Origin of the sequence: Chryseobacterium sp. KLBC 52 (genome assembly GCF_003347605.1) — a bacterium.
In the GTDB taxonomy this organism is placed as follows: domain Bacteria; phylum Bacteroidota; class Bacteroidia; order Flavobacteriales; family Weeksellaceae; genus Chryseobacterium.
The window spans coordinates 102,815-125,371 of the sequence record NZ_QDFZ01000002.1; the positions used below are offsets into that span (position 1 = coordinate 102,815).

Genomic DNA, 22,557 nt, shown 5'->3' on the forward strand with positions numbered 1-22,557 from the left:
TTCTTCATTGTTTTTATAATAAAAAATTCCGGCGGAGCCTTTGGCTCCGCCGGAATTTTATTAATTAGGTTTATCATCTGTCAGTTCAAATCCCCAATCTTTTCCTTTTTGGGTTGCCGGGATTCCTTTTGTCATCCAGACCGGAGCTTTTGCCCCTTTAAGATAATAATCAAAAAACTGCTGTTCGCGGATTTGAATATCTTTTCTATTCTGGCGTTTCATAAGGTTATGATCATCACCATTATAATTCAGAAGCCATACTGGTTTTCCGAGACGGCGTAATGCGGTAAACATTTCAATTCCCTGATACCAGGGCACTGCTCCATCTTTATCATTACTCATAATAACTACCGGAGTTTGTACTTTATCAATGGTAAAAAGCGGTGAGTTCTTAATATAAAGCTCAGGAGCTTCCCATAAATTCTTTCCTAGTCTGCTCTGCGATTTTTCATACTGGAATTGCCTGTTCATTCCTGAGGTCCATCGGATTCCTCCATAGGCAGAAGTCATGTTGACAACAGGAGCACCACTCCATGCAGCCGCATACATATTGGTATGAGCAATAAGATAGGCTACCTGATAACCTCCCCAGCTTTGTCCCTGGATTCCTATTTTAGTACCATCTACCCAGGAATTTTGCTTTAGTTTTTCAACTCCGGAATTAATGTATTCCATGGCAGATTCTCCCGGGAAACCATCTGTGTAAGAAATATCAGGTGTGAAAACCAGATATCCGTTGCTCACAAAATAAGAAATATTTAATCTTGAAGGCGTAGGAGCCGGCGCAACATAACGATTTAAATTATCCGAAAGCTTTTCGTAGAAATAAACAATCATCGGATATTTTTTATTTGGATTGAAATCTTCCGGTTTGTATAAAACTCCTGTGGAAGTATTTCCTTTGGGTGTTGTCCAGTTTACCAATTCATCTGTTCCCCAGTTATATTGATTTTGCTGAGGATTGGTATTGCTCAGTTTTTGTTGTTCTGAGAAATCTGATGTTGCAAAAATATTGGGAGAATCTGTATACGATTCTTTTACCAAAATATATTCCTCAGCATTTTTTGCTTTTTGAAGAGTTCTGTATCCCCAGACATTTTCCATCTGAATTTTTACAGGATCAGAATTCTTCTGAATGGATGTTTTAAAAATACCATTCGCCTTTGTTGTATTATCAAACGCAGATAAATAAATAGTCGATTTTCGGCTTAAGCTTTTAATATCTTTATCCAAATCGTAAGTATCGAATGTGATTTTATGCTTACGTCCAAATCCATTGGTAATATTCCTCGGCTTTTTTGAACCGTCCAGGAAAAACTCCCAAAGATCATAACGGTCTCTGATAATCACAGATTCATCATTATCTGTCCAGGATGCTATCCCGTAAGAATTTGGGAAATCCGGCATATCAAATTCCTCATCAACGAAGGAAACAGGTAAGTCTGTATTTAATGGAAGGGTTTGTTTTGTTTTCACATTATAACTCAGCCACTGCCCCTTTTCTCTGTCAAAGATGACAACAAATTTTCCTTGCGGGGATATAGCTGCTGCTCCATTCAGATTTTTAATAATTGCTGTTCTGTCTCCCGTTTTATTGTCGATCAGAAAATAGGTTTTCTTTGTCGCGCCTTCCCATTGTGAAGAAATACGGTTGTTGATACTGGTAATTCCCAATGCAAATTCTGCATTTCCTTCATTCACTAATCGTAAAGTATCTAAGTCCTCTCCATCAATATTTCTGAAGAAATCTGGTTTTTCTGTTTGCATTACCGCAGCGTAAGATTTCTTCAGGTCATTTTTCAGTTCTTTTAATTGTACGGTCTGCAAATAGTCATCTTTATAATTCCAGACATCTACTACAGCGTGGTCATTCGCAATCATTGCTGTATCTTTTGCCACAGGCTTTGGAGCAACACCAAAATACAGCTGTTTTCCATTTTTACTGAACAGAGGTAATCTATTTTCAGAAATCACCCAATTCTTTTTCATCTGAGGATTCTCATTGGTGACAATTTCTTTTTTATTTCCTTTAAAATTAAAGTAATACAACTGATATAATTTCACCAGATCATTCTGTGCAGAAAAAGTACCTACATAGGCCAATTGGTTTCCATCTTCATCAAAAGATAACTGGGAAAAATCACCTTCCATTTCAGAAATTTTATTCACAGTTCCCTTTGGCAGATCAACTACCTGCACGGTTTGCAATGCATATTTATTAGGCTTTGATTTGTCAGTATCTTTTTTATCTGCAGATTTTTCATCTGTTGATTCTTTTCCTTCCTTTTTATCCTTTTTTTCGTCTGGCTTCTTAGTTACAAAAACAAGCTGTTTTCCATTTTTACTGAACTCGTAGCGTATCACATTATCATAGGTTGTACTTTTCCCGTCCAATAGATTTCGCACTACCAGTTGTAATGGTTTTACATTTTTGTCTTCTTCTTTATTTTCATCTCCATCATCTTTATCAGAAGATTCATCCGAAGATTTATCTTTTGTATTTTCCAGAAGATAAGCAACATATGAACCTGCCTTTTCAGGAATTTTAAACGATTTTACATTAGGAATTTTCTCTGTTTTATCATTGACAAAATCAACAATAGCAAGGCTGTCTTTTGTTAACTTATTTTTTTTCAGTTTTTTATCTTTTACCGCCTTAATATCTTTATACTGAGGACGGATTTGAAAAATAGCAAACCTGGAATCATTCGTAAAATCTACTTTTGTTGCTCTTTCAAACTTTTTTGTTGTTTTATTTTTAACAGAAAATAAAGAAAGGTTAGAATTTCCTTCCTGAGCATCCACAGAATAGGCAACCCATTTTCCATCATTGGAGATTTTTCTCCCGCCAATATTTTCCCAACTGTCATAAACAGAATGGTCTAAAGGCTTCTTCTGTGCATACACGAAACAGGTCATGATGAGCAGAATAAAAACTGTACATTTCAACTTCATTTTTAAAATATTTTAAGAATTAAAAGTAAGGTATTTCTTTGACAAATTCACATAACATAATTGCTTTCGGCTTGAAAAAATGCCATTCTGTCACTTTCTGCTGCATGGTATTTTTTTTGAGAAAGATTTTAAAATTAAAAATCTAAATATGATGACTAAAGGAAATATTAATGTATCTGTGGAAAATATTTTCCCGCTTATCAAAAAATTTCTTTACAGTGACCACGAAATATTTTTAAGAGAGCTAATCTCTAATGCCACTGATGCTACTTTAAAATTAAAACATTTAACAAGCATTGGTGAAGCAAAAGTGGAATACGGAAATCCGAAACTTGAAGTTAAAATTGACAAAGACCAGAAAACGTTACGCATCATCGACCAAGGTATTGGGATGACAGGTGAAGAAGTTGAAAAATACATCAACCAGGTTGCTTTCTCAGGGGCTGAAGAATTCCTTGAAAAATATAAAGATTCGGCTAAAGATTCAGGAATTATCGGACATTTTGGTCTTGGATTCTATTCTGCATTTATGGTGGCTGAAAAAGTGGAAATCCTTACAAAATCTTACAAAGATGAGCCGGCAGTACGTTGGATCTGTGATGGAAGCCCGGAATTTACCCTTGAAGAAACTAATGACAAAACAGACAGAGGAACGGAAATCATCCTTCATATTGCTGAAGATTCTGTAGAATTTTTAGAAGAAGCAAAAATCCGTGAACTGTTATTAAAATATAACAAATTTATGCCTGTTCCGATTAAATTCGGGACGAAAACCCATACACTTCCTTTACCGGAAGACGCTCCTGAAGATGCTGTGGCTGAAACGGAAGAGGTAGACAATATCATCAACAATCCGGTTCCGGCATGGACGATTGCACCAAGCGAACTGACCAATGAGGATTATATGAAGTTCTACCACGAACTTTATCCAATGCAGTTTGAAGAACCATTATTCAACATCCACCTGAATGTTGATTACCCTTTCAACCTTACCGGAATTTTGTTCTTCCCGAAACTGAGCAACAATTTGAATATCGACAAGGATAAAATTCAATTATATCAAAATCAGGTATTCGTTACAGATGAAGTAAAAGGGATTGTTCCTGACTTCCTGATGTTGCTGAGAGGGGTAATTGATTCTCCGGACATTCCGTTGAACGTTTCCCGTTCTTATCTTCAGGCAGACGGTGCTGTAAAGAAAATTTCATCTTACATCACGAAAAAAGTAGCCGACAAAATGGCTTCTCTGATCAATGAAAACCGTGAAGATTATGAACAAAAATGGAATGATATCAAGGTTGTAATCGAATACGGAATCGTTACTGAGGAGAAATTTGCGGAAAAGGCAGACAAATTCACCTTATATCCTACCACAGACGGTAAATATTTCCTTTGGGATGAATTGGTAGAGAAAATCAAGCCAATTCAAACCGATAAGGATAACAAACTGGTTGTACTGTACGCTACCAATGCGGATGAACAGCATAGCTACATTCAGTCTGCAAGAGATAAAGGATATGAAGTTCTGCTATTAGACTCTCCTATCATTTCACACGTGATTCAGAAACTGGAAACTTCAAAAGAAAATATTTCGTTTGCAAGAGTAGATGCTGATCATGTTAATAATTTGATCAAAAAAGATGAGCCGGTAATTTCAAAACTGAATGAAACGGAAAAAGAATCTTTGAAGAAGAATGTAGAGGAAGCGATTCAGGATACTAAGTTTACGGTTCAGCTTGAAGATCTTGACAGCAGTGATGCTCCGTTCACGATTACCCAACCAGAATTTATGAGAAGAATGAAGGAAATGCAGGCGACAGGCGGAGGCGGTATGTTCGGAATGGGAGGTTTCCCGGAGATGTATAATCTTGTGGTGAACTCAAACAGTGAGCTTTCCAATCAGATCTTAAAAACTGAGAATGCTGAAGAGAAGGAAAGTTTAATCAAATATGCTCTGGATCTTGCCAAGCTCTCACAAAACTTACTGAAAGGAAAAGACCTTACAGATTTTATACAGAGAAGCTATAAGCAACTTGAAAAATAAATTACACGAGACTGTTTCAATTTGAAGCAGTCTTTTTTTATCTGAAGAAAGGTTGGAGAAATGCAAAGACACAATTTTTTTGAATACTATGTTTTGTAAGACGCAAGGATTTATTTCCGATAAAATTTTAGGCTGTGTTTTATTTTTTATTTCCCGCTGATTTTGCTGATGACGCAGATCATAAAAATCTGTGCAATTCGTGTGATCTGTGGGAATATTTCAATAAAAATGAAGCTCCATCCTTTCAGAAATTCTAATATTGAGCGAAGTCGAAAATGTTCTTGGGCTTTAAATTTTCCTAATGAATAAAAACCTGATAGGTTTTAGAAACCTATCAGGTTTAAATAAGTGCTCTTACCATCATCTTTGATCAATCAGAAATTATCATTAAGTGAATGACTAACAAGAAGAAAATTTTCAACAATTACATCAGATAGTATTTGTGTTTTTAAGCCTGGTTTCATTTTATCTTTAATCTTATTCTTTACCGCATACTTTTTTCTACTTTTTATTGTATAGCTTCTGCTTTTTTGCCATTTTTGTATAAAATGTCGGTCATGCAAAAAGAAAAATTACGCGTCATCAGAAAGCAAAAAGGCTATACTCAACAACAGGTAGCTGACTTTATCGCAACGGATGTATCCAATTACAGCAGAAAAGAAAGCGGTGATGTAAGAATTGTAAAAGATGAATGGGATAAACTTGCCCGTTTTCTGGATGTACCGTTTGAGGATATTTATGAAGAGGATGAACCTGCAGTAATTATCAATAATGATCATCCCGTATTCAATGACAGATCTTCGTCTGCAGGTGTAATTACTAACCAGAATAATTATGATAATATTCCGGGAGCTATCATTGAAAATCTACAAAACTATATAGCTCTGTTAAAAGAGGAAAATGAAAGGCTGAAAGAAGAACTGAAAGGTATCTCAGGAGTAAGAAAATAAGATGGCTTGAGAAACTGTATAAAATATTGATGTCACTTCATATTAATGTATGGAGTGACATTTTTTTTGTGATAGACTCTAATTAGTACTATTTTTTTGACGCAAAGAATTAATGATTCGAATGTTTTTATTTCAGGAGGCAAAGAATTGCAACTTTGTCACTGATGAAGCTTTGTGGTAAATGATGCGTTTGCTTAATAAGAATCAATGAAATTGATTATGTCTTTGCTCCCTTAAAAATATTACGTTTTATAAATAGAAAATTTGCGTTAAAAACCTATTGTTTCCAAAACTTAAAATTTACAATTCTTCCAACGGATCCCAGAACAGTTTTTTGAAATTTTTTATTCTAAGATTTTCCACAGTGATTCCTTCAGCTTCCAGCTTAGACTGAAATTCCGGAACAGACAGAACTCCTGAACTGGAAATTACCCGGTGAGCAGGAACATCCTTTGGACACCCTCCCATAGCTTTTCCTACATGCCTGGAATGATTAGGATAACCAACCGCCTTGGCTATAGCACCATAAGTGGATACTCTTCCTTTGGGAATAAGTCTTGCCACTTCGTAAACCTGCTGTTTGAAAATCTCGTCCATATCTGTTTTCTATATTTTTGCATCATTTTTGAATTCTATTAAACTCGATGATGTTTCATTAAAAAATAAAGATATGAAAAAATCATTTTTCAGGCTGTTGAATGCCGTTAATAAAAAAGTTCTTCCGAAACTGAGTAGTAAAGATCCTAATCATCTCACTAAGATGGAAAAGGGAATTCTGGCGTATCGTTATTTTGTGCTGGTGAATTCTTTGGATTGATTTTTATTTTCACACGGATTGCACAGATTCCACAGATTTTTATGTATATCTTTTGGAAAACGCAAAGGCGCTAGTTCTTTTACATGACTCCTGCTTTAAAGCGCGAGGATTTTATCTCCGATAAAATTGTAGGCTGCGTTTTTATTCTTTATCTCCCGCTGATTTTGCTGATGACGCAGATCATAAAAATCTGTGCAATTCGTGTGATTTGTGGGAATACTATATTCCACTTTTTCAACCATTAAGAAAAACTTGAATACTCTTAATGATTCAAATCGTTTTTAGTTTTCAAAACAAATCTATTTTTCAATCCTAAAATAAAAAAGCGCTCCAAATGAATTGAAGCGCTGATATGGTAATCTCTGACAAGAATTTTGTTCTTAGTTTTCTAAGATATAAGAGAACATCAATGGTGCACAGATCGTTGCATCACTTTCAACGATAAATTTCGGTGTAGTGATATCAAGCTTACCCCAAGTGATCTTTTCATTTGGAACAGCTCCAGAATATGAACCGTAAGATGTTGTAGAATCAGAAATCTGGCAGAAATAAGACCAGAAAGGAATGTCGTGCATTTCCATATCCTGATATAGCATTGGTACTACACAGATAGGGAAATCTCCTGCGATACCGCCACCAATCTGGAAGAATCCAACTCCTTTTCCTCCTGAGTTTTTAGTATACCAGTCAGCAAGGTAAGTCATATATTCGATTCCTGATTTCATTGTAGTCGCTTTAAGCTCTCCTTTGATACAGTAAGAAGCGAAGATGTTACCCATTGTAGAATCTTCCCATCCCGGAACTACGATTGGTAAGTTGGCTTCTGCAGCAGCAATCATCCATGAGTTTTCTCTAGGAATTTCATAATACTGCTCCAATACTCCTGAAAGGATCATTTTGTACATGAATTCGTGAGGGAAATATCTTTCTCCTTTAGCTTCTGCATCTTTCCAGATCTCTACGATATGTTTTTGTAATCTTCTGAAAGCTTCTTCTTCAGGGATACAAGTATCTGTAACTCTGTTCAGACCTCTTTCCAAAAGATCCCACTCATCCTGAGCTGTTAAATCTCTATAATGAGGAACTCTTTCATAGTGAGAGTGTGCTACAAGATTCATTAAATCTTCTTCAAGGTTAGCACCTGTACAAGAGATAAAATCTACTTTTCCCTGACGGATCATTTCAGCAAGAATCTTCCCTAATTCAGCAGTAGACATTGCTCCTGCCAAAGTAATCATCATTTTTCCGCCATCTTTAAGATGTGCAACATATCCTTTAGAAGCATCCACCAATGCAGCTGCGTTGAAGTGCAGGTAATACTTTTCTATGAATTCAGTTATCGGTTTGCTCATTTTTTAAATTTTTGCAAAGATAAAACTTAAAAACGGAATGTAATCAAAGCACTTGAAGAAAGTGTGGCAGAGTGTCTTTTTTTATCATTTGTTAAATTGGGAAGGTATAGGTTGGAAAACGCAACGGCGCAAAGGGTTTTAAAACTTTGTGAATATTTAAGGCGCAAAAAAATCCAAGATTTTTAGCAAGGATGTAGCTTCATTTTTATTGAAATATTCCCACAGATCAAATTGATTACGCAGATTTTTATGATCTGCGTCATCAGCAAAATCTGCGAGAGATAAAATCTTTGCGCCTTACATACTATTCAAAAAAAAAATAGTGACTTTAGGTTTTCCAATATTGACCTCCTATAAAAAAGCGCAGCCCGAAATGAGCCGCACTTTCATTGTAATTCAACCTTATAGTATTCAACAAAGATTTATCCTTCCCAGCTTTCCACTTTCAGGATCTCGATTTTTCTTTCTCCGTCTTTGAAAGGCCAGTTGATAATATCTCCTACTTTATACCCTACTACTGCAAGCGCAATATCCGACAGGATGGAATGTTTATTTTTTTTAAGCTTTTCTTTGCTAGATGCCACAAAAATATATTCGTGTTCAAAATCTAATGTATGGTCTTTTAATGTTACTTTTCTTTCAACCGTTACAATATCGGCAGGAAGATCTCTTCTCAGTACCTGTTTTGCTTTTCTAAGCTCTTCAGCTAATCTTTTCTCTTCTCCGATACTCACTTTTTTTCTTCTGAGTGTATCTTTTATAGCATCATAAATTCCGGTAGTTACAATAATATGATTGGACATTTTTTCATTATTTTTAAAATTAAAATGCAGTTATTCTCTGACGATCCAATGTAGAATACAGACGTATGACAGCCTTCTTCTCTAGAAAACTGCAAAAAAGTGATAGATAAAATCCGGATTGATTCCCTGTCTTGGATCCTGACAGGGCTTAGATAATGAAGTCCTTAGAACTTTTCAGAAAAGAATCTGTATGAAGATAAAGTAAAGACAGCAGCAATCCTGACCGGCGGTGTTCTGCAGATAAAAAGATTGTTGCTGTCATTATCAATTATTATTAATTCTAACAAATATACGACTTAAAAACGGAATGTAGCGGCTGCACTTAAAGAAACTCTATGTAAACCTTCTTTTTGATCATCATCAAATTTATAGGTTACCCCGTTAAACTTCATTTTATTCAGAGTACCACCGCTTAAACCAACTTTTGGTCCAATAAGGAAGTTTTTACTGATCTGATATCGGTAACCAAAATCGATTTCTGCCCCGAAAGTACTTCCTGTACCTTTTACATCTCCTGTTTTGGTAGTATAAGAGAGTACTCCCAATGCAATATCTGCAAATACTTTATGTCTGGTCGGCGAATTATCATTTGAAATCAGTCCGGAAACTCCAAAAAAAGTAATATTATCCTTTGTGGTCACAGGAACAGATACAGGCATTCCATTTACATAGCCAAGCAAAAACCCGTCACTGGATGCACTGTAATGAGAATATTTTACCCCAAGTCCAAACCCGTTATTTACCTCATAATGGGCAGCGATATCAAAGTTCAGTCCGTTTTTAAGGTCTTTTACATAGTCTTTTTCTTCCTTGCTAAGTCCTGAAATTGTTTTTGCTGTTCTCCATGCGTATCCTACGGAAGGTCTGATAGAAAATTTCTGAGCGAAAGACATGGTGGAGATTGAGAATACTCCAGCCAAGATTAATTTTTTTATCATGGTTTTAAAGTTTCCGGCAAAAATAAAATTTTCTGCTGGAGAAACCAATTAAAACCTGAAACGTCTGTTTTCTTTTTTGTCTGAAAGCTTTTTCTTATTATCCAGTCTTTTTTGTTTCTGCCCTTTTGAGGGCTTCGTTGCGGTTCTCTTTTTGGGAACAATGAGGGCTTTATTTACAATTTCGATTATTTTTTCAATCGCCTTATTTTTATTCATCAGCTGGGTTCTGCTTTCAGAAACTGAGAGAAATAAAAAGCCATCTGCATTGATTCTGTTTTTCAGTTTATGCTGAATCAAGATTTTTTCACCTTCATTAAAAAATTCTGAAGCATCTACTTTCCAAAGTACGGTAACAGCTGTCTCCACTTTATTAACATTCTGTCCTCCTGCCCCACTGCTGCGGGAAGTTTTAAAGCTGAGTTCTTTTGAAAAGTCTTTCATTTTTTTAAATTTTGAGATAATAAAATCAAAAGTCAAGATTATAAATGTACGTTTATACTTTTATATAATTCTGACCGATTTACTTTTCCGTTGGGAGTTCTTGGAATTTCATTGATGAAAATAATTTCTTTTGGCCTGTGAAAATTTTTCTCAAAAGGTATTTCCAAAACTTTTTTCATTACCTCATCAGATTCACTTCCTTCTATAACCAATATCAATTTCTGCCCCAAACTCTCATCTGGCAATCCAATAAAGACCGCTTCGTTAGAAATCTCTTTTTTCACAAGTGCTTCAAGCGTTTCCGGGAAAATTTTTGCCCCTCCGGAATTGATCACGTTGTCTATTCTTCCCAGAAATTTAAACTGTTTCCCGTTCTTAATATCAACTAAATCATTAGTTTGCAGTTCTTCAGCATTTACATTTGGAGCAAAGATCTTCAGGCAACCTCTGTCATCCAAAGAAATGGATACATTTTCAAAAACGGTGAAATAATCTTCCTGCTCAGGCATCAATTGTTTTAAGCCAATATGGGAAAGGGTTTCAGACATTCCATAGGTTTCAAAAATACGATTTGAAGGGCTAAGATTCATCTGCAGAATTTTATTTTTCAGGCTTTCTGAAACGGCGGCTCCACCAATGATCAGGTTTTTAATCAGATGGAGCTTTTCCAGTGAGTTTTCTACCTGAAGAGGGGTCATAGCACAAAAGTCTATTTTTTCTTCCAGATCTTCAACAGGTTTTAAAGAGGGATCAGCAATTTTTAATTGTAATTTCCTTTCTATTGATCGCACAATCATCATTTTCCCAGAAATATATTCCACAGGCAGGCAAAGCAATGCCGTATCACCTTCTTTTAATCCCAGAAAATTACAGGTCATTATAGCAGAATTGACCATTTTCTTTTTTTCAATTTCAAAAATTTTAGGTACTCCGGTAGAACCTGAAGTCTGGACATTTACTCCTGTTTTTTCTGAAAACCATTCTTCCAGAAAAATTTTTACTTTCTTTTCAAATCCGGTATCGAATGATAATTGATTAATATTGAGATTATTGAAGTCTATCAGCATGTTTTCTGTAAATAAATTCTACAGTAAATTTAAAAAAATTTTCAAAAAGTTCTTGTATATAAAGAAAAAAGCTGTAAATTTGCACCACTAAAACAAACAGACTCATGGTGTAGCGGTAACACTACTGATTTTGGTTCAGTCATCTGGGGTTCGAATCCCTGTGAGTCTACAAACCATCCTTTTTTAAGGGTGGTTTTTGTTTTTACTCCTATCCTATATTTCTGAGTGAAATCAGAATAAACAATTTAAAACTATAACTATGAAAAAACACTATTTCTTATTCTTTTCAATCATCAGTATTTTTCTGAATGCCCAAAGCTTTAGCCTGGATCCCACCTTCGGAAATGGCGGTTATTGTATGTATGATAATTTCAGAGAAACATCGGATGCTGTGATACTTCCGGATGGCCAATTCATTACAGCAACGTCCACGGGCTCTATCACTATAAGAAAGGTAAACCAAAGCGGAATTCTTGATAGCTCTTTCGGAGAGAAGGATTATGATATGGGCAGCAATTCATTGGATAAAAGCGAATCTATCAAAAAAGTTATTTTAAATAATAATAAAATATTGATCTATGGAAGGGTAAATGCTACTCCAACTCACAGTTTATATGATTGGTTTCTAACCAGAATTAATCTTGACGGTTCTTTAGACACGAGTTTTGGAACTAATGGTTTTACCACTCAATCTGTAAGTCAAAACGGTACAGCAGATGATTTTGCAGTAGATCAGAATGGAAACAGCTACCTTCTTATTTCCAACATGGGTTCTTATATGGTAAAAGTAGATTCCAACGGAGTCATTGATAACAATTTCGGAACCAATGGAAAGTTATCGCTTAATACGTTTTATCCCAAAAAGTTTTATATTCAGAATGATGGGAAACTGGTAATGGCGGGAACCAAAACCAATACATTAACCTACACAGAAGATTCTTATATCGAAAGAAGACTGCCTGACGGCACATACGATTCTACATTTGGTACTAATGGTTCTGTTTTTATTCCTAATACACAAGGTTCTGTTGCCAGAAATTTTGAATATAATTATACCGATAATTCCATCTTAGTGCTGCATAGTAAAAATACTGTATATGGAGGTACTTTCTTTTTGTCTAAAATTCAAATTTCAGATGGCGCCTCTGTTTCCGGATTTTCCAACAATGGAAGAACACCTGATTATAGCTTTAACTACGCAAAGCAATTGTCATTGGGACAAATTACCGTATTACCCAATTCAAAAATAGTAATAACCGGAGGTGTAACGAATATGTACAATGGTACCCCGAATCTTATTGCACAATTATTTGTAACCAGACTGAATGCAAATGGAAGTATTGATTATACTACATCAAGTGCCGGTTTTCAGTATTTTATGGCTGCACCACCCACTACATCGCTAAGAGCTGACTATATTAAAAAATTATTTAACCTGAATGACGGCTCACTGGTTCTTGTATATTCCGGCGGCAGTGTAACACATGGCTCCAAATCTTTTCTGACAAAGTTTAACAGTGGTTTCCTAGGACTGGATGAGGTTTCTGCAAAAGATCATAATTATGCTTTTATTCTTTACCCTAATCCGGCCGGGGATCATATTAGCATACAAAGTAAAAAACAGGGTCATGAAAGTTTTGAGTACAGTATTTTTGATATGTCCGGGAAAATAGTTCAAAATGGTTCATCGATATTCAATGAACAAATTGATATTCAAAGATTAGAAAAAGGGAATTATATGATTAGGTTTGAAACTAAAAAAGGAGACAAGCAATCTTTAAAATTAATTAAGAAATAAAAAACAGATATTTACCTTACTTAAAATAAGAACCATCCTTTTTAGGATGGTTTTTGCTTATACTACTATCGAATAAGTATAAAAAACAAATTATTTCTTGTTTCAATACTTCAACATTCCTTCATGTACAAAAGAATATATCTATCATAAAGCAGTCTTTTCTATTTATAATAAATTCTCTGTGTTCTAAAAAAAGCGGGTAAGAATTATTCTATAATCAAGAGTCGCATCTCCGTTATTAGTAACATTGATGATATCTGCTGAAGACATTGTTAACGTATAACTTAATGCTGAACCTGTTCCTCCAGCACAGTTGGGAACACCAGACCAAACTACTGAAGTCGTAAATCTGTTTACTTCTGTAAATACAGGACCTTTAGAAGTGGTATCTGTGTTAAGAAGACCATCTATTCCCTTAATGGAAAAAGCATTGTTAAAAGCATTACTGGTTACATAATATTCAGCAATTGTAGTTCTTCCACAGGCGTTCCCAACAGAAACCAAAGCTTTATATACTCCTGCATTTGGAATTCCTGTAATCAAAGCAGCCGTAGCACCTGCTGTTACATTCACTGTATTATTGATAACTGTACCATATACATTAGTAACGGCTTTATTCAAAACGCCGTTTGCATCTGAATATACCGGTGTTACAATGGCGGCTCCAGCAGCCACATCCATAGTTCTTATTCTGGTACTTCCTGCAACGTCTAAAGTATTTGTGGGACTCCCTGTAGCAATCCCTATATTTCCAGAATTTAAGTCCATAGCAAAATCAACTCCTCCCGGATTCCGCGCAATGGCAAATAATCCATTATTTCCATTAAAATTTGGGTTTATTCCCATTACGGCCTGTTTTATTCCCGTAGTTCCTGTAGTTCTTAAGATCGATAATATGGAACTATTGGCGACAGGATTTTCTATCAGCAAACCTGTATTGGTAGCCTCCCCTCCTCCAATACCTGTGGCTGTTCCCCTATTTTTTATATGGAGATTCGACAATGGTGTGAGATTACCGATACCTACATTTCCAGCAGAGGTTACTGTGAAGTCATTGGCTTGCTGTACGTCATTTGGAACACCCGTTGCAGGATTGTCTTTTGCACCATCAACATGAAATGTACCTTGAGGGTTAGGAGTATTGATCCCAACCTGTGAAAACGCAATGATAGAAAAAAATATCATTGCCAGAGTTACGTTTTTTTTCATTTTTTTAAATTTAAAATTGTGTAATTTGAGTATTGTTTAAAGAAATACGTACTTTTTATCATTAAAAAATAAGACTATATTTCAATCAAATTTACACTTTTCAACTTCAATACAATATTAAATTAATACAAATAACACATTATAGAAATCATATCCACAATACTACAATCATAATAATTATCGAGTCAGGATTCCAGAATTAATACCTAATACCCTGTGTTTTTAAGTATTTCGAAAAGTTGGCCTTATGATAAAAGCAAATGCCACTGTTATCAGTAGGATTCCAAATTCCAGTAAAAATCCCCATGAACCTGCAAAAAAACATCTCATAATGGCATCTGCTGTAAATTCGGCATCATCACTATTTATGCTGTATGTAACCCAATCCGGGCATTTTCCTTCTTCGTAATAAGTAAAGATACCAGCCCTGTAATCCTTGAGTACAGCCTTTATTTCAAGATAAAGTTTCGATGCAGACCACCATGACATATACCCTCCTATGAGGAGAAAAGGAATTGCGGTTAAAAAGTGAGTGAGCCTAAACTGCTTATTTGTAATGTTACCCTTTAAAAGAGTAAACAGTTTCCAATTTGGAATAAAGCAAAGAATAAAAAATTCAATTTCAAGGAAAATTAAAAAAAACGAAGTACATAGCAGGGATACACTGCTGTCAAATAGAATTATACCTGCAAGAGGAACTAAAGATATCATCATGGTAATGGTGATAATACCAAGCGCTATGTTTGATAATGTCATATTCCTTCTCATCACTGTTTCCTTCATTACTAATTTACTGCAACAGCATAAATAGCATTTTCAGACCATGATCCTCCCACTCCTGTTAATTTAGCTCCGGACACTGTACCGCTGGCCTGGGTATTCCCGACAATATATCTATAGGTTTTAGCAGCTCCGGATGTATTATTAATTTGTACAGTTCCGGTAGCTACATTATATTTTTGTCCTCCATTGTACGGACCTGTCACCTGGAAACTCATTAATGTAGGTCTTATAACATCAGGAGACTGGACTGCTGTCTGTCCAATTGTTGTCAGATTCGTTTCTGAAAAAGTACTTCTTACAAACATCCAGTCGTTTACTGTAAAATTACCACTAGGGAAAATTAATAATGAAATGGTAACCATCCACCTTCCCGGAGGTAAAGTAATGGAAGAACCGGTGTATCTAAAATCAGAAAACTGAGAAAATGGTACATCATATCCTCCGCCCAGTGTTCCTACAACAACATTTGACGCGGCTCTCTGCCATGTTGCCACTCCATTGGCATCAGAAGTTAATATCTTATTGACCCCTTGTGTACCATCTACAATTTTCAATGCACCATTCGTTGAGGAACGGACATCCAGTACATTTGTGGGCGCCGTTGTGCCAATTCCTACTCTGCCATTTTTATTTAAAGTCATTAACGGGTCTCCTGCAGCCGGAGCTCCTGCAAACAACTGTAATACATTGGCAGCATTTCCCAATCCATAAAAATCATCTCCTGCGGCACTGTTCCATAATGCCAGTTTTTTTCCGTTACCCATTCCCAAATCCAACAAATTCTTAGGCGTTGTTGTTCCTATACCCACCCTGTTGGTAACTGCATCTACCGAAAATGTACTTCCATCCACTGAAAAGTGATTGGTTCCTACAGTAGCGGTACTTGTAAAGGCTAAAGAACTGGTTCCCTGAACTACCGTACGAGCTCCTGTAAGTGTTCCGTTTGAATTATAAATATTAGTATTTGCAGGAAGGTCCTTCCATGTCGCAACACCATTCGCGTCTGATGTTAAAACTTTGGCATTTCCCTGTGTTCCATCGACAATTTTTAGAGCTCCATTGGCTGTAGAGCGGATATCCAATTTATTGGTAGGGTTTACTGTTCCTACTCCGACATTTCCGTTACTGAGCACTGTAAAATCATTAGCCTGCTGAGCTGTAGTTGGAACTCCTGTTGAAACATTATCTTTGGCACCATCCACATGAAAAGAGCCTTGAGGATTTGGAGTATTTATGCCTACCTGAGAGAAAAATAAATTTGAGAAAAGCATTCCTGATGAAATGATTATTTTTTTCATTTGTTTACGTTTTAAAAGGTTTGATGTTAAATTTTTTTTCTTGTGTGTATTTAGAATCGTACTGAAAAATATGACCGGCCCGAAATTTCTCAGTGTTCGAATTGGATGTTACAAACTTATGACTCATAAACAAAAAAAATCTTACACCAAATACACTTCAATATTCAAAACACTGAAAAATAAATACTTACCATTAAAATGAAGTAACTTTGAAGTAAGCAAAAAAAGTGAATTATTAGCTTTTTCAGAAGGAAATTTGAGAATAGGGTAACGGAGAAATAGAGATGCCTTGTAATGTTACCTTATGTATTATTTAAAAAGCAGGGATTATGAATATCCCCGTTCATAAACACAAACACTTTTCAAACATGAAAGAATGAAAAATATATTTCGTCTTAAATGTATCAATATTATTTATGTATATCATTACGTCAAATATACTTCACCTAGTAATGAATTATAAAACAATACTTTATATATCAAATGCAGTAAGATTGACGTATATCGTTACGCTCTATACATATAAGAATTACCTGTAATTAATTAAATTTTTAATCATATTCATAAAAAAGTTATTTTTGCTTTAATAATTTTAAAAAATATGTTCCCCAATTTTAGAATTAAAAAACTCTATCTGATTTTCTTTTTTTTCTCACTATTTTATGATGCTCAGGATTTTTCTTTTCAGCCTGAACCTATAAAAACAACATTAGAATACAGAAAAAGATTAGATGCCGAAGGAGCTTTAAAATTTAATATTAATGCTCTTAAACAATATGAAGAAAGTAATGATATCAGAGGCATTATTATGGCATACACCAATATAGGAACCCTATTAAGTGGATTGGAAAGAGATAAGGATGGTCTTGAATATCTTGACAAAGCAAAAAAAGAACTGCTTCATATTAACGATCCATTTCTGAAAGCAAATTTATACAATGAATACGGCAGAATCTATACACGCCTGGGACTTTACCAACAATCTAATACTGCTTTTGATGAGGCAAAGTCTTCTATAATGAAAATTTCAAATCTTAAACAGAAAGAATTTGCTCTGGCCTACAACTACTCATGGAAACAGCAGAATTTTCCCAAAGATAAAAATCTGGACTCTTTGCAAGTTATAAAGAAGAAAATACTGGGGATAAAGCCTAGCGTGATCTCTTATACAAGGAAAGCAGATCAATTTATTGCTAAAAAAACTCATTTGGATTCTGCTGAATATTATATGAATAAGGCTCTCGTTCTTTCTACAGACGCTTCTGACATTGAAAAAGCAACCGCATGGTTCAGTTATGGAGATCTCTTTAATGTGAAAGGAAATAAACAAAAGGCTCTTGAGTATTATTTAAAATCTCTTGATGTATTCCAGAAAACAGAAAATACTCCCACTTCATTACTCACTGTTTACGATACGCTTTCAAGTGTCTATAAGGCTTTACATCAAATTGACAAATCCAATGAATATCTAAGAAAATATACTGTTCTTAATGATAATATCAATAAAAATGAAAAAGAAGCTATAAATCTCGCTGTCAATAAGCTCATTGAATTAAAGCATGAGGAAAAGGAAAAAGAAAGAAAAACATTTTATATAATAGCTCTGGTTATTACAGCGATATTTTTACTATTATTCTATTTGATACGAAAAATCTATATCAAAAAGGAACTCAAAAAAGATAAAATCATTGAAAAAAAGATTCTGGAAACGGATGTTCTTAAATTAAAAGTAAATGACTCTTTTGAAGAAATTATCCAGTTGATGGAAAGCAGGAGCCCTTTATTTTTGATCCGTTTCAAAGAAGTATATCCTGAATTCTATGAAAAACTGATAGCACATACACCTGAGCTTACGGAGCATGACGTAAAATTCAGTGCTTATATCAGATTAAATCTTACAAATAAAGAAATCTGCCAATATGAAAACATTAGCTTACGGGGAATAGAAACCAAAAGATACAGACTTAAAAAGAAGTTAAAGCTCCCGCAAGAGGTGGAACTTCAAAAATGGATTCTGGAGCTGTAATATTGCGATATTTTAATAAAAAAAGACCTTTTGAAGGTCTTTTTTATTTAGAAATAATTATTGATATTATTTTTTAAGCCCATCAATTTCTTCCTGAATAGACTTAATTTTATCTCTTAATTCCTGGCTTACCTTTCCTGGAATTTTTTTAATTTTTCTCAGATCTAAGGCCAGCATAATAGAAGCAATTCCCATGAAGATAAAAGCAACCCCGGTAAGGGTAACCAATGAGAATCCTGTAAACACAGGATTAAATATCAGCAGTAAAGAAAAGATAATTCCTCCCACACTGGCAATGGCTACATTTCCCCAGCTCATTATTCTCATGCTTTTCAGGTCGAATGCAAATCCTAATAATTGAAAGGAACGGAACAACAAAGTAAACCCGATCACAAATGGAAGTACTGTCATGGAAATCTGAGGATTCGCAATAAGGTAAATTCCTATTGCCGTTGTTAGTAATCCACTTACCAGAAACCAGCCCCAGCCCTGTAAGGACTTACTGTTTTGTAAGGAAAAGAATATTTCGGTAATTCCTGAAAATAAAAAGGAAACACTGAAAAAAATGGAAAGAGTGACATACGTTGCCAGAGGCACACTGAATACATAAAATCCACAGATAAGGAAAATAATTCCGAAGATTAATGGGATATACCAATGTTTTACGGTATTGGTAAGGGTCTGAAATAAATTGGCCATAGGTGTCTTTTTTTGGTCCTGCCTACTTTTTGTAACGGTTTTCGGCTTCTCCGCAGGTATTTCAAACAGATTATAATATTCACCTGAATTTGAAATATAACCTCTTACCAATATACGAAAAATAACCGAAAAACCCTTCGTATTCAGTGATTGTTATGGTAAAAAAATAAGATGGAATTAATTTATTAAATTGATTCTAACTGACTGATGTAAAAAAATACTTTGTTATTTTAATTTATCGTGCTGCATTTCCGGCAGGCTGCTGCTGGGTTACACAGTGAATCATTCCTCCGTTTTCATACAGGTTTCTTACATCTATTCCTACTACTTTTCGATCCGGATACTGATCCTGAATAATCTTGTTGGCAATGGCATCATTAGGATCTCCATAGTTGGGAACCAACACCACTGTATTTGCTACGTAATAATTTACATAAGAACCTTTTTCGTCCAGTTGTTTTCCGTAGGCTGTTTTCACTTTGTTTTTGGTAGCCGGAACGTAAACTTTTTTATATTCTTTTCCGTTTACATTGGTGGCGGTATAAAGCGTGTTGACATCTTTGTCTGAAAGCCCAAGATCAAGAAGTTCATCTTCTTTCATGGTAATCATGGTTTGATGATTGATAAATTTCATAAAACCATCGATGTGCATATCGGTAACATCCAATCCGGTTACTCCATCCAGCCAGATCACTTTGGATACTCCGTAGTAGGTTTCAAACATTTCTTCGGCTTCTTCCTGCGTGATATCTTTATTTCTGGTAGCTCCTTTTTGCTGACTGATGACTGAACTTTTACAAGCCATTAAAACTCCGTTTCCATCCGCTTCCACAGATCCTCCTTCATTTACCATTTCTTCATTCAGATTGATGACTTTGACCCCAAGGTCTGAGCCTATCTTTCGTGGAATTTCATCACAGTTTTCAAAATCAAATTTTTCGCCCCAGCCATTGAATCCCCAATCTTCAATAAGAACATTTCCTTTCTTATCTTTTACGAAAACAGGTCCGTTATCTCTGATCCATACGTCATCGGTAGGATACACTTTGAAATCAACATTTTTCATTGGAACTTTGTTCTCTTCCAAAAGACGGATAATTCTGTTTTTCTCTTCATTATTGTAGGCAATAATGTGAACTTTCTCGCCAGACTGAAGGGCTTTTGTCATGTCCACCCATGTCTGCTCTAACCTTTTACGGTAAGTCATTCCGTGTTGATAATGATGCGGCCATTGAAGCCACGTTCCTTCATGTTTTGAAGATTCTTCGGGAAAATGATAGTCTGTCTGTGCCATATAGAATATAGAGCTCAATACTAAAGTGAGTGTGAATAATTTTTTCATATCATTAAAATTTCTTTCCTATAAAAACACCGAAATTGGTTAAAATTCAGGATTAATTTTCTTTGATTCATATTCGTAGCTAATAGTTCCCGAGGCGAAATAATTCCATTTTCTGCTAAAATCTTTATTATAAATTCCCAGTAGCTCAGTCTCTTTATTTCCAACATACGCCTGCACAGAAATTTGTGAATGGGCACAAAAAGGAAATAATAAGATGAGGAGAAATACATTCTTCATTCTATTTGTCTTTTTAAGTTACACATTGCAAGTTCGTCATTGTGATGATTGACGGGTACAAAATTAGGTCTCTCAAAAAAACAAATCTTGTCCTAAATTGACATTCTTTTCATGCAGTGAAATCAATACAGATCGTTCTATTTCCTATTCTAATGTACTGAAAATAAAAACAAAAAAGGTGAAAAATCATTTGATTTCCACCTCTTAAAACATGTTTAGATCTGTTTTATATTTTTATTTTGGCTTGTATAATTTGTACATCACGAACAAAAATCCAATCCATACAGGAATCAGAATTACCTGGATTTCCATTCCTGTAATGCTCATCAATCCTAAGATCAGGATTAAGAATGCGATACAGATATAGTTGGATATCGGGTAAAATATAGACGGAAATTTGGATTGAATTCCTTCTGCATTGATTGATTTTTTAAACTTTAAATGGGTGTAGCATATCATCAGCCAGTTGATGATCAAAGTAGACACCACTAAAGCCATCAGATATTCAAAAGCTTTTTCCGGAACTAATTTATTGATGATAATACAGATCCCTGCAAAGCATGATGAAATAATGATTGCGTTGGTAGGGACTGAGTTTTTATTCAGTTTTTTCAGAAATTTCGGTGCATTTCCCTGCTGAGCCAATCCGAAAAGCATTCTGCTGTTACTGTAAACACTACTGTTGTATACAGACAAAGCAGCTGTTAAAACAATCAGGTTAAGCACATTTGCAATTAATGTATTGAACTGAATGACTTTACCAAAAAGGCTGAATTCAAGACCATTTAAATTCTGAAATACCATTACGAACGGGCTTGATCCTTCTGTAATATCTCTCCACGGACTTAATGAAAATAAGATAACCAAAGCTCCTACATAGAAAATAAGGATTCTATAGATCACCTGGTTGGTTGCCTGTGGAATGGTTTTCTCCGGATTTTTTGCTTCTGCAGCAGTAATTCCAATAAGCTCAAGACCTCCGAATGAGAACATGATCATCGCCATGGCTGCAAATAATCCAGAATATCCGTTCTCTGTTTTATTAAATAATCCCTTTGGAAAAAATCCACCGTCATTCCAAAGATTGGTAATGGTAGCTTTTTCTCCTCCTGTACCGCTTATTAAAAGGTATACTCCGAAAACAATCATGGCAATAATAGCGACTACCTTGATGATGGAAAACCAGAATTCTGTTTCTCCATACACCTTTACAGAAGCCAGGTTAAGTGCATTAATGACTATAAAGAAAAATAAACTGGAAACCCAGAGTGGTATTTCCGGCCACCAAAAATGAATATAATGTCCGATAGCGGTAAGTTCCGCCATACTTACCAGAATATAAAGAATCCAGTAATTCCATCCTGAAGCAAATCCTGGGAAATTTCCCCAATATTTGTAGGCAAAGTAGCTAAAACTTCCCGAAACAGGTTCCTGAACTACCATCTCACCCAGCTGACGCATAATAAAAAAGGCAATAATTCCTGCCAATGCATAGCCTAAGATTACAGAGGGTCCTGCCAGTACTGCAGCGGGTCCAATTCCCAGAAATAACCCTGTTCCTATGGCACCTCCAAGGGCAATTAATTGTATGTGTCGGTTTGTTAATCCTCTAACTAAAGTCTCGTTTTGTCCTGTTTTATTTTCGTTGCTCATTGAATGAATTATTCGGTCGCTAAATATATAAAAACTTTTGAGAGAAATTCACATTCCATGGGGTAAATTGAGAATTTGCAGTCAGGCAGACAAGAAAAAACCTTAACAGTTTGCTAAGGCTTTTTCTGCGCATAAATAATAAAAT

19 protein-coding genes and 1 tRNA gene are annotated in these 22,557 nt (G+C 35.2%); 6 read left to right on the forward strand and 14 right to left on the reverse strand.

Features of this window, described 5'->3' with window-relative positions; all coding sequences use genetic code 11:
- Positions 1 to 60 precede the first annotated feature (60 nt).
- Positions 61 to 2,955: an alpha/beta hydrolase family protein gene (locus tag DDF69_RS02090; protein ID WP_114819325.1), complete on the reverse strand. Its 2,895-nt coding sequence runs from the start codon at positions 2,953 to 2,955 to the stop codon at positions 61 to 63.
- 151 nt (positions 2,956 to 3,106) lie between these two features.
- Here DDF69_RS02090 and htpG point away from each other — a divergent pair, with 151 nt between their 5' ends.
- Positions 3,107 to 4,999 carry a molecular chaperone HtpG gene (gene htpG / locus DDF69_RS02095; protein ID WP_114819510.1) on the forward strand — a complete coding sequence of 631 codons (1,893 nt, stop codon included), beginning with the start codon at positions 3,107 to 3,109 and terminating at the stop codon, positions 4,997 to 4,999.
- A 557-nt stretch (positions 5,000 to 5,556) separates the two neighbouring features.
- Positions 5,557 to 5,949, forward strand: a complete 393-nt coding sequence (locus tag DDF69_RS02105; RefSeq protein ID WP_114819327.1) for a helix-turn-helix transcriptional regulator — start codon at positions 5,557 to 5,559, stop codon at positions 5,947 to 5,949.
- Between the two features lie 300 nt (positions 5,950 to 6,249).
- Here DDF69_RS02105 and DDF69_RS02110 read toward each other — a convergent pair whose 3' ends face one another.
- Positions 6,250 to 6,546, reverse strand: coding sequence for an MGMT family protein (locus tag DDF69_RS02110; RefSeq protein ID WP_114819328.1), 297 nt, complete (start codon positions 6,544 to 6,546; stop codon positions 6,250 to 6,252).
- A gap of 73 nt (positions 6,547 to 6,619) precedes the next feature.
- Between DDF69_RS02110 and DDF69_RS22155 the strand changes: the two genes are divergently transcribed.
- Complete coding sequence (locus tag DDF69_RS22155; protein ID WP_185144304.1) at positions 6,620 to 6,766, forward strand: hypothetical protein; 147 nt, start codon at positions 6,620 to 6,622, stop codon at positions 6,764 to 6,766.
- Between the two features lie 380 nt (positions 6,767 to 7,146).
- Here DDF69_RS22155 and DDF69_RS02120 read toward each other — a convergent pair whose 3' ends face one another.
- From DDF69_RS02120 to DDF69_RS02140, 5 genes are all read right to left on the reverse strand, one after another.
- Positions 7,147 to 8,118 (reverse strand): deoxyhypusine synthase family protein, encoded by a 972-nt coding sequence (locus tag DDF69_RS02120; RefSeq protein WP_034673009.1) that lies wholly within the window; start codon positions 8,116 to 8,118, stop codon positions 7,147 to 7,149.
- 422 nt (positions 8,119 to 8,540) lie between these two features.
- Complete coding sequence (locus DDF69_RS02125; RefSeq protein WP_114819330.1) at positions 8,541 to 8,921, reverse strand: GreA/GreB family elongation factor; 381 nt, start codon at positions 8,919 to 8,921, stop codon at positions 8,541 to 8,543.
- 296 nt (positions 8,922 to 9,217) lie between these two features.
- A complete protein-coding gene (locus DDF69_RS02130; RefSeq protein WP_162800850.1) occupies positions 9,218 to 9,859 on the reverse strand; it encodes an outer membrane beta-barrel protein in 642 nt (213 codons plus the stop codon).
- Positions 9,860 to 9,907: 48 nt separating this feature from the next.
- On the reverse strand, positions 9,908 to 10,300 hold the full coding sequence (gene arfB, locus DDF69_RS02135) for an alternative ribosome rescue aminoacyl-tRNA hydrolase ArfB (RefSeq protein ID WP_114819511.1): 393 nt from the start codon (positions 10,298 to 10,300) through the stop codon (positions 9,908 to 9,910).
- Positions 10,301 to 10,338: 38 nt separating this feature from the next.
- On the reverse strand, positions 10,339 to 11,367 hold the full coding sequence (locus DDF69_RS02140) for an AMP-binding protein (protein ID WP_114819332.1): 1,029 nt from the start codon (positions 11,365 to 11,367) through the stop codon (positions 10,339 to 10,341).
- A 98-nt stretch (positions 11,368 to 11,465) separates the two neighbouring features.
- Between DDF69_RS02140 and DDF69_RS02145 the strand changes: the two genes are divergently transcribed.
- Positions 11,466 to 11,536 (forward strand) — tRNA-Gln (locus tag DDF69_RS02145).
- Positions 11,537 to 11,626: 90 nt separating this feature from the next.
- Positions 11,627 to 13,165 carry a T9SS type A sorting domain-containing protein gene (locus DDF69_RS02150; RefSeq protein WP_114819333.1) on the forward strand — a complete coding sequence of 513 codons (1,539 nt, stop codon included), beginning with the start codon at positions 11,627 to 11,629 and terminating at the stop codon, positions 13,163 to 13,165.
- Between the two features lie 186 nt (positions 13,166 to 13,351).
- On the opposite strand, the gene DDF69_RS02155 is transcribed toward DDF69_RS02150, so the two are convergent.
- From DDF69_RS02155 to DDF69_RS02165, 3 genes are all read right to left on the reverse strand, one after another.
- Positions 13,352 to 14,374 (reverse strand): hypothetical protein, encoded by a 1,023-nt coding sequence (locus tag DDF69_RS02155; protein WP_114819334.1) that lies wholly within the window; start codon positions 14,372 to 14,374, stop codon positions 13,352 to 13,354.
- A 222-nt stretch (positions 14,375 to 14,596) separates the two neighbouring features.
- On the reverse strand, positions 14,597 to 15,157 hold the full coding sequence (locus tag DDF69_RS02160; RefSeq protein ID WP_114819335.1) for a hypothetical protein: 561 nt from the start codon (positions 15,155 to 15,157) through the stop codon (positions 14,597 to 14,599).
- Between the two features lie 2 nt (positions 15,158 to 15,159).
- A complete protein-coding gene (locus tag DDF69_RS02165; RefSeq protein WP_114819336.1) occupies positions 15,160 to 16,455 on the reverse strand; it encodes a hypothetical protein in 1,296 nt (431 codons plus the stop codon).
- Positions 16,456 to 17,056: 601 nt separating this feature from the next.
- Here DDF69_RS02165 and DDF69_RS02175 point away from each other — a divergent pair.
- A complete protein-coding gene (locus DDF69_RS02175) occupies positions 17,057 to 18,481 on the forward strand; it encodes a tetratricopeptide repeat protein (protein ID WP_114819338.1) in 1,425 nt (474 codons plus the stop codon).
- Between the two features lie 66 nt (positions 18,482 to 18,547).
- On the opposite strand, the gene DDF69_RS02180 is transcribed toward DDF69_RS02175, so the two are convergent.
- The 4 genes from DDF69_RS02180 to DDF69_RS02190 all read right to left on the reverse strand — a co-directional run bounded on the left by DDF69_RS02180 (position 18,548) and on the right by DDF69_RS02190 (position 22,412).
- Positions 18,548 to 19,180, reverse strand: a complete 633-nt coding sequence (locus tag DDF69_RS02180) for an HdeD family acid-resistance protein (RefSeq protein WP_114819512.1) — start codon at positions 19,178 to 19,180, stop codon at positions 18,548 to 18,550.
- Between the two features lie 235 nt (positions 19,181 to 19,415).
- The gene (locus tag DDF69_RS02185; protein WP_114819339.1) at positions 19,416 to 20,522 is read right to left on the reverse strand and encodes an agmatine/peptidylarginine deiminase; all 1,107 of its coding nucleotides are present in this window, start codon (positions 20,520 to 20,522) and stop codon (positions 19,416 to 19,418) included.
- A 39-nt stretch (positions 20,523 to 20,561) separates the two neighbouring features.
- A complete protein-coding gene (locus tag DDF69_RS21980) occupies positions 20,562 to 20,759 on the reverse strand; it encodes a hypothetical protein (RefSeq protein WP_162800851.1) in 198 nt (65 codons plus the stop codon).
- Positions 20,760 to 20,993: 234 nt separating this feature from the next.
- Positions 20,994 to 22,412 (reverse strand): amino acid permease, encoded by a 1,419-nt coding sequence (locus DDF69_RS02190; RefSeq protein WP_114819340.1) that lies wholly within the window; start codon positions 22,410 to 22,412, stop codon positions 20,994 to 20,996.
- Positions 22,413 to 22,557: the final 145 nt, after the last annotated feature.